Source organism: Paenibacillus sp. FSL H3-0457 (genome assembly GCF_037981725.1).
Lineage (GTDB): Bacteria > Bacillota > Bacilli > Paenibacillales > Paenibacillaceae > Paenibacillus > Paenibacillus amylolyticus.
Genome location: NZ_CP150283.1, coordinates 5,426,739 through 5,441,794 on the forward strand (window position 1 = coordinate 5,426,739; position 15,056 = coordinate 5,441,794).

General features: G+C 45.5%; 10 protein-coding genes and 2 tRNA genes. 4 read left to right on the forward strand and 8 right to left on the reverse strand.

Translation table 11 applies throughout. The features are described from left to right. Position 1: 1 nt before the first annotated feature. From clpP to MHH25_RS24070, 3 genes are all read right to left on the reverse strand, one after another. The gene (gene clpP, locus MHH25_RS24060; protein ID WP_036605886.1) at positions 2-592 is read right to left on the reverse strand and encodes an ATP-dependent Clp endopeptidase proteolytic subunit ClpP; all 591 of its coding nucleotides are present in this window, start codon (positions 590-592) and stop codon (positions 2-4) included. 379 nt (positions 593-971) lie between these two features. Next, on the reverse strand, positions 972-2,312 hold the full coding sequence (tig, locus tag MHH25_RS24065; RefSeq protein WP_340018340.1) for a trigger factor: 1,341 nt from the start codon (positions 2,310-2,312) through the stop codon (positions 972-974). 138 nt (positions 2,313-2,450) lie between these two features. After that, entirely contained in the window at positions 2,451-3,293 is an 843-nt protein-coding gene (locus MHH25_RS24070; protein ID WP_036605959.1) for a hypothetical protein, read from the reverse strand. A 327-nt stretch (positions 3,294-3,620) separates the two neighbouring features. Here MHH25_RS24070 and MHH25_RS24075 point away from each other — a divergent pair. Continuing rightward, positions 3,621-3,694 (forward strand) — tRNA-Arg (locus tag MHH25_RS24075). 799 nt (positions 3,695-4,493) lie between these two features. Beyond that, entirely contained in the window at positions 4,494-5,723 is a 1,230-nt protein-coding gene (locus tag MHH25_RS24080; RefSeq protein WP_076320307.1) for an MFS transporter, read from the forward strand. A 127-nt stretch (positions 5,724-5,850) separates the two neighbouring features. On the opposite strand, the gene MHH25_RS24085 is transcribed toward MHH25_RS24080, so the two are convergent. The 3 genes from MHH25_RS24085 to MHH25_RS24095 all read right to left on the reverse strand — a co-directional run bounded on the left by MHH25_RS24085 (position 5,851) and on the right by MHH25_RS24095 (position 11,248). Beyond that, positions 5,851-9,810 (reverse strand): S8 family serine peptidase, encoded by a 3,960-nt coding sequence (locus tag MHH25_RS24085; protein ID WP_340018341.1) that lies wholly within the window; start codon positions 9,808-9,810, stop codon positions 5,851-5,853. Between the two features lie 394 nt (positions 9,811-10,204). Then, on the reverse strand, positions 10,205-10,975 hold the full coding sequence (locus MHH25_RS24090; RefSeq protein ID WP_340018342.1) for a methyltransferase domain-containing protein: 771 nt from the start codon (positions 10,973-10,975) through the stop codon (positions 10,205-10,207). Positions 10,976-11,174: 199 nt separating this feature from the next. Then, positions 11,175-11,248 (reverse strand) — tRNA-Arg (locus MHH25_RS24095). Positions 11,249-11,728: 480 nt separating this feature from the next. Here MHH25_RS24095 and MHH25_RS24100 point away from each other — a divergent pair. Beyond that, a complete protein-coding gene (locus MHH25_RS24100) occupies positions 11,729-12,022 on the forward strand; it encodes a DUF4870 domain-containing protein (protein WP_062837822.1) in 294 nt (97 codons plus the stop codon). A 172-nt stretch (positions 12,023-12,194) separates the two neighbouring features. Here MHH25_RS24100 and MHH25_RS24105 read toward each other — a convergent pair whose 3' ends face one another. Further along, positions 12,195-12,551 (reverse strand): hypothetical protein, encoded by a 357-nt coding sequence (locus tag MHH25_RS24105; RefSeq protein WP_076211283.1) that lies wholly within the window; start codon positions 12,549-12,551, stop codon positions 12,195-12,197. A 31-nt stretch (positions 12,552-12,582) separates the two neighbouring features. Beyond that, the gene (locus MHH25_RS24110; protein ID WP_017692581.1) at positions 12,583-12,882 is read right to left on the reverse strand and encodes a hypothetical protein; all 300 of its coding nucleotides are present in this window, start codon (positions 12,880-12,882) and stop codon (positions 12,583-12,585) included. Between the two features lie 192 nt (positions 12,883-13,074). Between MHH25_RS24110 and asnB the strand changes: the two genes are divergently transcribed. Further along, positions 13,075-14,919 (forward strand): asparagine synthase (glutamine-hydrolyzing), encoded by a 1,845-nt coding sequence (asnB, locus tag MHH25_RS24115; protein WP_340018343.1) that lies wholly within the window; start codon positions 13,075-13,077, stop codon positions 14,917-14,919. Positions 14,920-15,056 lie beyond the last annotated feature (137 nt).

Below are 15,056 nucleotides of genomic sequence, written 5' to 3' on the forward strand. Positions count from 1 at the left end.
TTTAGGAATTGATCGGTCTACTGAGCACCTGGTCAATAATGCCGTACGTCTTAGCTTCTTCAGCGCTCATGAAGAAGTCACGGTCGGTATCCCGCTCAATTTTCTCAAGAGGCTGACCCGTACGATCGACGTATATTTGATTCAGTTTCTGACGTGTTTTAATAATCCATTCTGCGTGTATCTTAATATCCGCAGCCTGTCCTTGAATGCCGCCAAGCGGCTGATGAATCATTACTTCGCTGTTTGTCAGCGCATATCTCTTGCCAGGTGCACCGGCTGTCAGCAATAACGAGCCCATGCTTGCTGCCATCCCTACGCAAATGGTAGATACATCCGGCTTGATAAATTGCATCGTATCGTATATACCCATCCCTGCGGTGACAGAACCACCAGGTGAGTTAATGTACAAGCTGATATCCTTCTCAGGATCGTCGGCTGCCAAAAACAAAAGCTGTGCTATGACAAGATTGGCTACATCGTCATCAATCGCACTGGTTAGAAAGATAATGCGATCTTTCAGCAAACGTGAATATATATCGTAAGACCGCTCGCCTCGATTGGTTTGTTCTATAACCATTGGCACCAGACTCATGAGACCAACCTCTTTTCTACATGTAATTAGACATAGGCCACCTGTAAAGCAAACCCAAATTCATTCTAACACTTTCCTGTGACAATGTCATTTTTCACAAGAGGGGTGAGACATCAATTTGTTTACTTTTTTAGCCTGATCATATTTAACCATGTTTTCTATGTATGTGCAAATTGAAGCCATCCTATGCCGTCTTGCCGTTTTTTATTTGCATGAAGTACATAGGTATGTAAAAAGTGTACGCGGATCAATAAAATTAGTGTTCATCCATATAATTACTTCATTTTCTATAAAATGGATGTCATAATTTAAAAATAAGGCACGCAATAATTCACGTGCCTTATCGTTTATTCAACTGACAAGTTGATAACAGCTTGTCTTATTTTTCGTCAGCTTCTGCAACAACTTCTTCAGCTGGAGCTTCAACCGGTTCAACAACTGTGCTGTTCTCAAGGAGAACGTCAATCGTTTTACGCAGTTTTACTTCATCACGAAGGCTGTCCAGGGAACCATTACCCTCGAGGATGCCACGGATCTCATCAGCAGGACGCTTGTAAGATTCAGCCATTTTTTCGAGTTCTTGATTCACTTCTTCATCAGACACTTCAATGTTTTCCGCTTTACCTACAGCTTCAAGCACCAGGTTATTGCGAACACGTTTGGAAGCATCTTCTTGCATTTGTCCTCTCAGGTCAGCTTGTGTCTGGCCAGAGAAGCTCAGGAACATTTCAAGGTTCATCCCTTGGTTGCGAAGACGGTTGTCGAAATCACGCATCATGTTTTGTACTTCGCTCTCTACCATTGCAGAAGGAATGTCCACTTCAGCGTTCTCAGCCACTTTTTCTACAACTGCATTTTCTTGAGCAGCTTTGGCTTCGTCAGCTTTACGGGATTCCAATTGTGTTTTCAGATCAGCTTTGTACTCTTCAAGTGTGTCGAATTCGCTAACATCTTTAGCAAACTCATCATCCAATGCAGGAAGTTGTTTGCGTTTGATTTCGTGAATTTTCACTTTGAATACCGCTTGTTTGCCAGCAAGTTCTGCTGCATGGTAGCTCTCTGGGAAAGTCACTTCTACGTCTTTGAAGTCACCTGTGGACAGACCCACAACTTGTTCTTCAAATCCAGGAATGAATGTGTTGGAACCCAGTTCCAGGGAATAACGCTCAGCTTGTCCACCTTCGAAAGGTACACCATCAACGGAACCGTCGAAGTCGATTACTGCAACGTCGCCGTTAGCAGCGGAACCTTCGTCGATTACAACGAGTTCAGCGTGACGTTGTTGAAGACGCTCAAGTTCTTCAGTCACTTCTGCTTCAGTTACTTCACCTTTTGCTACAGCAACTTCGATTCCTTTGTACTCACCAAGAGTAACTTCTGGTTTCACAGTTACTTTTGCTTTGAACTTGAATGTTTGTCCTTTAGCAAATTGTTCAACATCTACGTCAGGACGATCAACCGGGAAGATATCCGTTTGGTCGATTGCTTCTGTATAAGCTTCAGGAAGCAAAATGTCGATTGCTTCTTGATAAAGGCTCTCTACACCAAAACGTGCTTCGAAAATGGAACGTGGTACTTTACCTTTACGGAATCCAGGTACGTTTGCTTGTTTAACCACTTTATTAAAAGCTTTGTCGAGTGCTGCAGTTACACGATCTGCATCCACTTCAACCTCAAGAACCCCAAGGTTCTTCTCTATCTTTTCCCAAGTTGCTTTCATTGTATACTTTCCCCTCCAAAATTCACATGTTCACGTAGGCAATCACGTACAAAATAACCATTTTAGTATAAACAAGATTAGATTCTTTTTCAAGGGGAATCCCTTGATACAGTTTAAGGAAAACGTTTCCGGCCTCGATTAACCATCCAAACCGGCAGATACAAACTGTTTCATAGAACGATAAGCCTGCTCCAGTCGAAAGCGCATCGCGCCTGTCACAGCATACATTGAGCGGGTATTTTCCTCATCATGCGAACCACCCAGACTGTCTGCAACGGTCATATGTAGAGCTGCTGCCCATATATCTGTCATGGAATCATTTTCTTCCAGCATCGATACATAATCACGGGTTCCATACACCGCCATGACATATTGTATCCACAGTTCCTGGGCAAAATAAAAGAGCGTAGGTTCATGAACCTCCGTCTGATCTGCCACTCGTTCCAGAATCTGAACGATTTGGAGCGGGAATTCCTCTGGTCTAAGAGGCACGGTGTCGATCTCGACTTCAACCTGCTCTTCGCCTCTCGTAAACAGGATCATACCTTGAACACCTCGGCGACGCAAGGTTTGCAACACCCGAAATTGAAGCAGAGGGTGAAGCGACTTATCTTTTAACCAACTCGTAAGTGCCTCGTCAATCTTCGGTAGGTCAAGATAGGCCAGCTGCTCCAAAGCCAGCATCGTCTGTTCAGACAGCGGCTCCTCCATTACTGTGCGAAGCATCTTATCTGCATAACCATCATCCTGTTCGAGCTTCATTCGGGCATGCTGCCGTGCCATGTCTTCCTCACTAATCTCTTCTTCCTCTTCTCGTTCTTCAAGAACGGCAGGCGAGGTTTCTTCATATTGAGGAAACGCAGCCTGAAGCCATTCGAGCAGAGCCCGCCATTCATCATAGTGGCGCTCTTCCTGGCCCTGACATTGCAGCAAAAAGTGAAGCAATTTCATCGCTTCACCATACCGTTCATTTTCAAGCATAACTGTCAATTGAATCTGGTAATAGTCCAGCGTCTTAGGAAACAGCACAATATTGTTGTTATGCTCGGTTTCCGGGGTCGTGGATTCCTTAATGGGAGCACCTCCTCTATATCCTGAATCTCCAGTCGGAATCAACATAAATAGATGTATATATTAAAACGATTGTTGATCTATTTTCTGAGTTCTCCTGATATTCTAACATAACCTTAAATATAATGAAAAAAACGTTACTGCCGCCAAATATCATATACGAAAAATAGTTTGAAATAAAATGCTTGATATTCCTGTATGCATATGATAAAATCAATTTTGCTTGAAAAAATTCATGTCTCAGTAGCTCAGCTGGATAGAGCAACGCCCTTCTAAGGCGTCGGTCGGGGGTTCGAATCCCTCCTGGGACGTATTAAAAAGAAGCTTCCTTCGGAAGCTTTTTTTGCGTTCAGGGGATGAGAACCCCAATGGTTCGTCGGAGCATTCGCTTCGTTAGCACCACTTCGCAGTCTCGACTGCAAGGAGAGTATCCCTCCTGGGACGTATTAAAAAGAAACTTCCTTCGGGAAGTTTTTTTGCGTTCTGGGGATGAGAACCCCAACAGTTCGTCGGAGCATTCGCTTCGTTAGCACCACTTCACAGTCTCGACTGCAAGGAGAGTATCCCTCCTGGGACGTATAAAAAGAAGCTTCCTTCGGGAAGCTTTTTTTGCGTCTGGGGATGAGAACCCCAACGGTTCGTCGGAGCATCCGCTTCGTTAGCACCACTTCGCAGTCTCGACTGCAAGGAGAGTATCCCATCTGGGACGTATTAAAAGAAGCTTCCTTCGGGAAGTTTTTTTTGCGTCTGGGGATGAGAACCCCAATGGTTCGTCGGAGCATTCGCTTCGTTACATGCTCTATGTCGTTGCATTGGAGCATCCGTATTTGCTCATTCTATAAGCAACACGTTGTGGGGTATTAACTCACTTATTCGCACTTCGTAGCCTGATTAACGTCGCTGAGGTTCGTTAGAATCTGAAAATAGCGGTTTTACCCATTATAAAACCTCGTGGATTCGTTAAAGTTCACAGGATAGTCAAGGCACCCACGGTCTATTGGGTGTTTTTTCATTTCATTGCTCAATATTGACATAGAATGTTATGCTTACGGAGTGGGTAATGTAACAATCCATACATATTAACTTCTTAGGAAACAGGAGATTTTATCAATGTCATCTTCAATACAGCAACACTCATCTATCCATACCGAGGAAGAACATTCTTCGACATCCAAAAGATTCGGCCTGTTGTTAGCAGGCATTATCGTCATCGCCGCTACCATGAGATCACCGATTACAGCAACCGGACCTGTAGTGGAGATGATCCGCTCAGATACAGGTATCGACCATACGATGGTCGGGCTTCTGACCTCACTTCCTTTGCTCGCCTTTGCAGCAGTCTCTCCTTTTGCACCACGTCTTGCCAAACGTCTAGGACTCGAATCTGCTCTGCTATTGGCTGTTATGATCGTAACCATTGGGGTGGCATTACGCTTGTTGCCTTCCGTTCTCTCCTTATATGCAGGAACCGCAATTTTGGGGTGCGGCATTGCATTAAGCAACGTGCTTTTGCCAAGTTTGATCAAACGTGATTTTCCATTACGGGTAGGTATCGTCACCGGATTATACTCTGTATCCATGAACATATTTGGCGCCATCGCCTCAGGTGTGAGTGTGCCCGTAGCAGGAGCCACATCTATGGGTTGGCGTGCTTCGTTAGGCATGTGGGCCTTGTTGTCCATATTGGCGCTTCTCTTGTGGCTCCCCCAGATCGCCGCAGGACGTCAGCGAATGTTATTCATAGCCACACAGAGTGAAGGGACACCTGTACGTCTACGGACCTCTTCCCTGGCCTGGTTCATTACTTTATTTATGGGTCTGCAATCTCTAATATTCTATACAACGATTACCTGGCTTCCCGAAATTCTTGCTGAGCAAGGATTCAGCCCCACCTCAGCAGGGTGGATGCTCTCCCTGATGCAGATGGTTAGTGTACCAGCTACCTTTATCGTTCCAATCCTCGCCGGCCGAACGCGAGATCAGCGTGTTCTAACCGCGATAACGTGCTCTTCTTTAATTGTCGGGTATGCTTTATTGTTAAGTGGCATCGCTTCGCTCGTTACCATTGGTGTCACGTTGGCAGGAATAGGTGCTGGAGCTTCATTTGGCATGGTAACAATGTTCTTCGTCCTTCGCACAAAAGATGCCAGACAAGCTGCCAGCCTGTCCGGTATGGCCCAGTCCTTCGGATATATGCTAGCGGCAGTTGGACCTTTACTGTTCGGTATGCTTCATGACTGGACAAAAGGATGGACCCTGCCGTTGCTAATACAGGTCATTCTGGCCATCGCTTTGTTAATCGCAGGGATTCAGGCCAGCAAAAATAGAATGATCGGTTAGTCATACAATTCATTTATAAAAAAACAAAACGGCCTCCATCCTGCAAATCAGGATGGAGGCCGTTTATGCATAGAACAATTCCTTCATTAATTGAATCCATTTTAATCAATTTCAATGAGGAATGAACTTACTTCACTTTTACCTTAATCGTGTCTGTGCTGGTAACACCGCCTGCGTTAATTAACTCTGCCCGATACGTATACGTGCCCGATGTTTTCCCGGACAGTGTAGTCACAGCACTTTGTGCATAAGGTGTAGCCGAACGGAGTTCTTGCGTATCGATCAACTTATCATTTTCATAGAGACGATACTCTGTAGCGTTGGTCCCCCACCACAGGTTCATGGTCACCTTATAATTGCCATCGCCATCCCAGTTATCGTGAGAAAGAACCGCTTTGCCTGGCGTTGCGTTGGTAACCCGAACAGTCAACGTCTGACTACGCGTTGTTCCCTTGTCGTTAGTCAGCTCAGCCACGTACGTATACGTGCCATTGGCTTTGCCCGTGATCTTCGTCTGAGCAAACTGCGCCCAAGGTGCGTTGTAAGTCAGCTTCTGCGTATCAACCAAAACCCCGTCCTCATATAACTTGTAGCTAGTTGCGTTCTCGCCCCACCACAGGTTCATTGTAACGATATACGCGCCCTCTGGTAAGCCGTTGCCTACCCAGTTATTGTGAGACAATACAGGCGTACCTGGGGCCTTGGTTGCCGGAGTTTCAGGTTCGGTCTCCACGGCTTCCAATTTCAGTGCCGTATGGGCTGTACCCGAAAGCCCCTGTTGGTCTTTTACTGTAAGTTCAACAGCATACTCGCCTGCTTCAATTCCCTCCAAAGAAAGGTTGAAGGTACCATCAGCTTGTACTTCAAAGACTCCTTCTTTATAAACCGATCCATCCTCTTTTTTCACAACATACGTTGCTTCCAGGGAAGCTGCCGGATCAAACGTGATGTCCCATCCGCTGGCAAGCGCAGGAGCTACACGGAAGTACAAGTCTTCCACGCTACCGTTAAGGACAGCAGACTCATCCTCTTTGAACTCCAACGCTTCTGGTGCAGTTACAGCCGGAGCTGTCTTTTTCACCAAAAATGGCGAAGTGTCTTCCTTATAGGTTTTGCCGTCCGTACCAATCGTAGTGATGTCTACGGTATATAAACCATCCGGAATCTCAGTCACTTCATCGGTTGTGTAATCTGCATATGAGCCGTCCCAAGCAAGGTTGTATCTTGCATTGGCATTGAAGTTAAAATAGTTACCAAAGATGGAGCCGATATAACCATCTTGATAATATCCACCTTCCGGATTAAGACCATCATAGATCTCAATCAGGGCAAAAGTCATCGGATTATAGAATTCCATCGCTACATTAAGGGTATCCAACGTACCATCAGCCTTCAATGGATAGTGGAATGGATTTTTTTCAGTGCCTTTTACGGTTTCAATATATTTAACCCCACTCAACGTAACGTTGAAATGAGCAACATATGGCACAGTAAAAGTATTGGTTCCGTTTGAGAATTCAATGTATCCTTGTGCTTCTGTAGTCGCAGTAACCCCTCTTGGAACGGTGATTGTTACTGCAAGTTCTTCCTCACCATTCAGTGTGAAGGAACTCTTGTCTACCGCAACGGATACACCAGCGACATTACGAGTTGGATTCACATTTACGGTGTAATCCCCGCCACTACCATTCAGCGCTTCAACTTTAATCGTTTTGGTAATCGTCTTTTCATCTGTACTTAAGAAATTACCGTAGTTGATACTTCCGGTGATATTCTCCTTTTCAACAACAGAGCCACTTTCTGTGTATTGAGTCACATCAAGCACTTTGACAAAAGCAGCAGGATCAATGGTGTTGACAGCCTGAATACGGCCAGCACCTTGATCAAATACATCAAACTTGGTTGTATCCAGTACTTTACTATTGTTCATCAGTGCAACTTTGATATCAAATGGTGTCCATTCCGGATGCTTCTCGATCAGCAACGCAATCAAACCTGCTACATGAGGTGTAGCCATACTTGTACCTGATTTACGATTATAAGCTTGTGCGTAATCTGCGTCTGGCTCATCCTTGCCGTAGGCAGGAATCGTAGACAAAATGCTTGTACCTGGTGCAACAATATCCGGTTTGATGTCCAGTGTTACCTTTGCAGGTCCACGTGAACTGGATGAACTCATTTCATCGCCCGGAGTTTGGGAACGTTCAAAATCACTAAAGCTCACTTCAACGGCTTGGCCTGCGTCCAGCTCAGCCTTGATTACATCTCCATCTTCCTTGGACATGCTCAGTGTTGGAATGAGTTCAAAGTTATCGCCCAGACTTACACCGATTGGACCGGGAATGTTGTTATATACAATAACAGCCAAGGCTCCGGCTGCTTTAGCATTGGCGATTTTCTCTACAAATGCGAGTTCACCACGCTGTATTAATGCCACTTTACCTGTAAAATCTTTACCTTCAAAATCAGTTGGCTTACCCAGTGCTGCATATTCAAGCTCATATTTTCCTGTCAAAACAGTTTCAGGGTCCGCTGAAAGGCTCCATCCCATCAGATCCAGACGGTAAACCGACTCTGTAATAGCCAGTGGAGCTTCAGTCGGAGCAATTACAGACTCTTCTTCCACAGGAGCAGCTTCAGGAGAAGCTTCAACGGGTGCAGAAGGTGATACAGATGGAGTATTTTCTTCTGTTGTAACCTCTTCTACATTCGGAACTTCAGCTTCGTTAGAAACTGTGTCCTCCACAGCCGCTGCACTTTCCTCATCAGCAGTTGCAGGTACACCTTGCTCTGAAACTTCTGGTGCTTCTGTTCCAGGTGCTGTACCCAGTTCAGGAGATTGTTCAACCTCTGGCACCGGTTGTTGTTCAGGTTGTGCCTCTTCGCCTTCCTCACCAATCCAGAAGTGAGTATCGGCTGTAATCACCTGGCTCGGTCCTGTAGAGTTACCTACCGTAATGGCCATTGCAGACGCACCCGGAGAACCGAGTGTATAACGGTTAGGTCCACTGTTACCACTTGCTACAACCGCTGTCACACCAGACAACATCGCATTGTTCAGGGCAACCGAAGTGATATAACTCGGGTCGTTGGCGGCGTTACCTAACGAGAGATTAATTACGTCCATGCCATCTTGAACAGAACGATCAATTCCGCCGAGTACCCATGAGGTTTGACCACTACCATACGGTCCAAGTACACGGTAAGCATAGATATCTGCTTCAGGAGCAACACCAACAATACCGTAGTCCCCCGCTTCGCGAGCAGCAACGGTACCCGCTACGTGTGTACCGTGAGATGTGTAATAGGGGCTTCCAAGCTCGTTAAGCTCAGGCTCGCCCGATCCTTTCCATTCTTGATATGTTGTTTCATACGGATCATTGTCGTTTCCAACAAAATCCCATCCACCTTTGTAGGCTTCTTGCAAATTAGGATGTTCATAGTCAATCCCAGTATCAATGACGCCGACTTTAATGCCATTTCCTTTGTAACCCAGATCCCATACTTCAGGTGCACCAATAAAAGGAGCTGTGTCTTTCATGTACGGGTTCACTTCATCTGTCTCGGGCGCTATTGTAACTTCAAGGTCTGGATATACGCTGACCACGCCAGGTATTTGAAGCAATTGTCCCACCTGGTTTCCTTTAAGCTCAATCGCTACACCATTCAGGGCATATGCATATTCTTCCAATACTTCATGTTTGATTTTCTTCTGAGTGAGGCTATGTACAAATGACTGTTGTTGTTGCTCAACTTGAGTCACAGCCTTTGTTTCCATAGAGGAGGTAAAAGATTTTCCGGAGAGGGTTGATTCACCTTGCGCTACTGCAACAGGTTTATTGGAAAGCTCAACGATTACTCGGGTGTTCTCGCCACCCAGACCTTCCAAGCTTTTATCCAAAAATGGATCTGCGGCAAGTTTTGCTTCCCGTCCTGCAAGAATCTCTCTCCATTGTTTGGCTTCGGCTGTACTGGGTAAGTTGTCAAGCTGAATAACTGAATCTGCGGGAGCGGCTCCAGCCGCGGGGAGAATAATGGAAAAGACCATCAGAACACTTAATAACGTGGATATCAATCGTTTACTCAAGGCTTTGCCCCTCCTTTTAAATGTGAATACGTCACCAAATGATGGGTTCCTGCTGTGTTTGTGCGTACTGCAATACGCCTCCAATTTCACCGCCTATCTGCAAGAAGATTGACCCTTGGTAAATTATTCTATCAAAATACCACATTTTCCTTCTAAATACTTACAAATATGATATAGAAATTACTTATATGGGTCTTGAGTATGATGAAAATATCCATTTGTAATTATTTGTCGTTTGAATATTTCATTTCTAAAATAATGCATCAAAAAAAAGACCAAGAGCCTCTTTATCCGAAAGAGGCTCTTGATGTATAGGGGAAGCGTGGTTAGTATACAAAGAATACCGGAATTCGTTTAACATCGATAAAATTGCTACATATCGCGATATTTTACTTTATTCTGGCTTCACGGCTTCAATACGCAGGCGCTTGTAATCGGCATACATCGCATCTTCTTTCCAAAGGTGAGGCATCACGATTTGACTGGTTTCATGGCATATTTGTTGTATCTCTTCATGACTGAGGCCTGCAAAATAGTCACCTCCAAAATGAGCCAACCAGCCTACTATACCCTGCTCACCATCTGCCAGTCTCGTAGGACGGTCGTAGTGATAGGCCTGTCGCACCACAAATCCACGTTGCTCTAAAATATGGCTATATTCTCCGATCGAAGGAAAGTACCAAGGGTTGCGTTCCGATGCACGAATGCCCGTGTTTCGCTCCATAACCTGCTCTAATGCATTCACAATGGTCTGCACGTTCCCTTTACCACCAAATTCTGCTACAAAACGCCCTCCAGGCTTCAAAGATTTCCATATACTATCCACCACTAATCGCGGGCTTCGCATCCAGTGCAGGGCTGCATTGGAGAAGACGGCATCATACAGTCTATTCGTCTCAAACTGATGACCGTCTCCTTCCACGAACTCAAGTTCAGGGAATTTCTTCCTCGCACGGCGAATCATGTCCGTCGATGCATCCATGCCAATAACTTCAGCTTCGGCCAGAGAAATTTCATGCGTCAAATCCCCCGTCCCACAACCCAGATCAAGAATGTATTCCCCTTTTTGGGGTTGAAGCCAAGAGATCAGATTTTTGCCGTATCCGTACACAAAAGCCAGTTTGTTGTCATACTCATCTGCTTGCCATTGATTTAATGATTTCATGGATACCACCGTCGCTTCCGTTATTGATATCCTCATTGTGGCATAGAATTGTTTATTCTATAAATATATAAATTCTATATTGTTTATAGGTATAACCAATAAAAGCGCTAACGAAGCGGATGCTTCGACGAACCATTGGGGTTCTCTTCCCTTGAACGAAAAAGAAGAAGCTTCCCAAAGGAAGCTTCTTCTTTTTTTACGTCCCAGGAGGGATTCGAACCCCCGACCGACGCCTTAGAAGGGCGTTGCTCTATCCAGCTGAGCTACTGAGACAAATATGTATAATAAATTTTCGGCGCGGTTCTTATTATACTCTGATTTCTATATTTTTCAATAGTTTTATAAAAAAATTAATAATTATACTTAAATGCAGGCTCAAAAAGTCCGGTTTTCAGTACCGAGAAGATGGAATGAAGCTAGAAATGGAGTAGCGGAGCGTAGGCAAACTACGTGAGCAACTACATTGTTTCCAAAGGAAACAACCTTCGTAAGCATCCGCTCATTTCGGCTGAATTCCATATTCGATGTTGATGATGCCACTAGGCATCATTCGTAATCAAAGGCGATAAATGTACTTTTCGGTGTTATTCTCATACTCCAGCCCCTTTGAGAATATGATAGCTTGAACCAGGTTATATTGAGGAGATTGGGACATTTAGAGTAAGATTAACATCAGACATTTTCAATGTCAGAATTGCTGGGTAATCTTTTGCATACATACATTTCAATGATCCATTGAAGGAGAGAATCGTCATGAGACAGCTTTTATCAGCCCTATCCTATTTCAGTATTTTCTTTGCTCCGTTCCTGTTTCCGATCATTATATGGATTGTTGCCAAGGATGCTTACATTGAGGGACATGCAAAACGCGCCTTATTCTCACATGTATTCCCCTTTCTCGCTGCCATTCCGTTATTTTATTTCTTCGTAACTGCGCATAGTCTGGGTTCTGCCGTTGGGTTTGTCATTCTATTCTTTGTGATTTACGGATTAAGCTTTGTGTACAATGTGGTTAAAGGGATTCAAGTGCTGCGCGAGTATGCTTGATCACATCTCCACCTGATCTGACCATCGCATAACAAAACCCGCCGTTCAACAACGGCGGGTTTTTCCAGTTACAGATACAGTCAGAGCAACCAGCAACAGGTCACATCTACATGTAGCTCAACATCGAACTCTATCCCACTATCCGCCACATGTGTTGCTGGAGCGTTACCTGTTAAGCCTGCCCGATCAGATAACGCTGAAGTGTTGGACCAAGCAAACCAAAGGCAAACAATTCACTTTGAAACCGAGCTTTATCTTCTTCGACTGTCATGCCTTCGCTGTTCTCAAATGCGGTATCTGTCGCCTCTTCAAACGCAGTATGCATATTATTGTTATACCAGTCGATCGCCGAATCGGAGTGATTGCGTACAATCCGAACAACTTCCAGCGAATTTCCGGGCTGTGTTGAAGCCACGTATACAAGTAACGACGGATCTCCGGCATTTCCAGGCTGCACTTCAACCTCTGCACAAGACAATCCATCCACCTCGGTTAATCTGCGTATTTTGGCATCTTGAATGGCATACATTCGTCATCGCGCTCCTTTTCCTTTGTGCTTATCATGTACTTTGTTCAATCTGGTATCGTGTCTCTGGTGTGCCCAATCGGTAAATCTCTCGATACACCTGTTGTAATACCGTTTCATAAGCTCGGTTTACGGACTCCTCCGGTGTATCTGGCCATGGGAATACCATGCCAGGAAAGGCCTCTTCCTCCTTTTCCTGCATGAGGCTCAGCAGTCCCAGTAATTGCTCCGCTTCCTGCGGCGTTGCCTGAATGATCCATTCATATGATGTTACCGACGGATCCGGAATAACGGAGCGGCCCATGACAGACACATAATACTTCATACTGTCCATTGCATGTTCTCTCCTTCACAGGCATGTTGAGGCCGTTGTCCCTAGAACTAGTTTCCGAAGAGGACAGACATTTTATGCCTGCTTTCGGCATATATTTGTTACGACCTCTGACGAAAAGACAACATTTGCTGGTTGCCAGTAACTAAGCAACCATACGGATGAATGACTCGACCAAGAAAGGATGAACAAACCATGTGCGGTATTACCGGCTTCATACAGTGGAATCGGGATTTGACCCAGGAATCAGAGCTGCTGGTCCGTATGACAGATAGCTTGTCGAACCGGGGGCCCGACGCTTCAGGTACATGGATCTCCAATCCTTGTGCCTTTGGACATCGGCGTCTTAGTGTAATGGACCCCGAGAACGGCGCACAGCCCATGCATGCGTTACAGGGAGATACCTCCTATACCGTCGTGTATAACGGAGAACTATACAATGCACCCGAGTTGAAAAAGGAATTGCTCCAGCGGGGGCATCAGTTCCGCACGCAATGTGATACGGAAGTGTTGCTCGCCTCTTATATTGAGTGGGGACCGGCATGTGTTGACCGGTTTAACGGTATTTTTGCTTTTGCCATATGGGATGGGGGACGCGAACAGGTTTTTATCGCACGAGATCGCCTTGGCGTGAAACCTCTGTTCTACAGTAATAACAAAGACACTCTCGTATTTGGTTCAGAGCCCAAAGCTCTGCTTATTCACCCTGATGTGGAAGCCGCTGTTGGCCCGGAAGGATTGGCCGAAGTGTTTATCGTAGGGCCTGCACGGACACCAGGACACGGCGTATACTCTTCACTAAGCGAACTCAAGCCTGCGCACGCGCTGATCTATAACCGAAACGGTATCCGAACCTATGCCTACTGGAAACTGGAAAGCCAGAACCACGAACATAACCTGGAAGAGACGGCAGCAGAGGTACGCTCTCTCTTGCAAGATACACTGGAGCGCCAGTTGGCTTCGGATGTTCCAGTATGCTCTCTTTTATCAGGAGGACTGGACTCCAGCGCCTTGTCTGCATTAGCCGTTGATTATTACAAGCGAACCGGGCAAGGCCAAATCAGTACGTATTCTGTCGATTATGTGGATAACGCCAAGCATTTCCAGGTGCATTCCTTTCAGCCGGGTGCAGATGGACCCTGGATTAAGCGAATGGTGGATGAACTCAAGACCGACCATCACTGGATTGAGATTGAGAACGGAGAACTGATTCATGCACTGACACAGGCCATGTTAGTCAGGGATCTGCCAGGTATGGCAGATGTAGACTCCTCGCTCTATTTGTTCTGTAAAGAAATCAAAAAAGGGGCCACCGTTGCCATTTCAGGCGAAGCAGCGGATGAAGTGTTTGGCGGTTACCCCTGGTTCCATCGAGAAGATATGCTGAACTCCGGTACGTTTCCGTGGTCTGTAGCACCTGATATGCGAGCAGCGTTGTTATCCCCGGATATCCGGGAATGGATTCGGCCACTCGATTATTTGGCAGACCGCTATTCGGATGCAGTGGCTGAAGTGCCTCTGTTGGATGGGGAAACAGGTAAAGCTGCACAAATGCGGGTGATGTCCTACCTGAATATTACACGTTTCATGCCTACACTTCTGGATCGCAAAGACCGGATGAGCATGGGGGCAGGACTGGAAGTACGGGTACCTTACTGTGACCATCGTCTGATCCAGTATGTGTTTAACATCCCTTGGGAAATGAAAATAACGGGTGGACGGGAAAAAGGTATTCTGCGTAAAGCACTCGAAGGTGTCCTGCCTGACGATGTGTTATATCGCAAAAAGAGTCCGTATCCGAAAACACATAATCCGCAATATCTGGCCGCGGTCAAACAGCAGGTACTTGATATCCTGGATGATCCCACTTCGCCGATTTTGCCTTTGATCGACAAAACTCAGATCCGGAATCTTGCGTCTTCACCAGATGCAGCTTCCAATCTCCCCTGGTTTGGACAGTTAATGTCGGGTCCCCAGTTATTTGCTTATCTGACTCAGATCAATACCTGGTTGCGGACATATAAAGTCGCTATTCGTTAGAATGACCCACTGATCGCTACTTCATCAAAAAAGGGTGCCAGAAGAACAGCATAACTGTTGTTCTTCTTGGCACCCACTTCTTTAAATACACGATATGATCATTCATAAATATTGAACTTCACCCAGAAGTATATCCA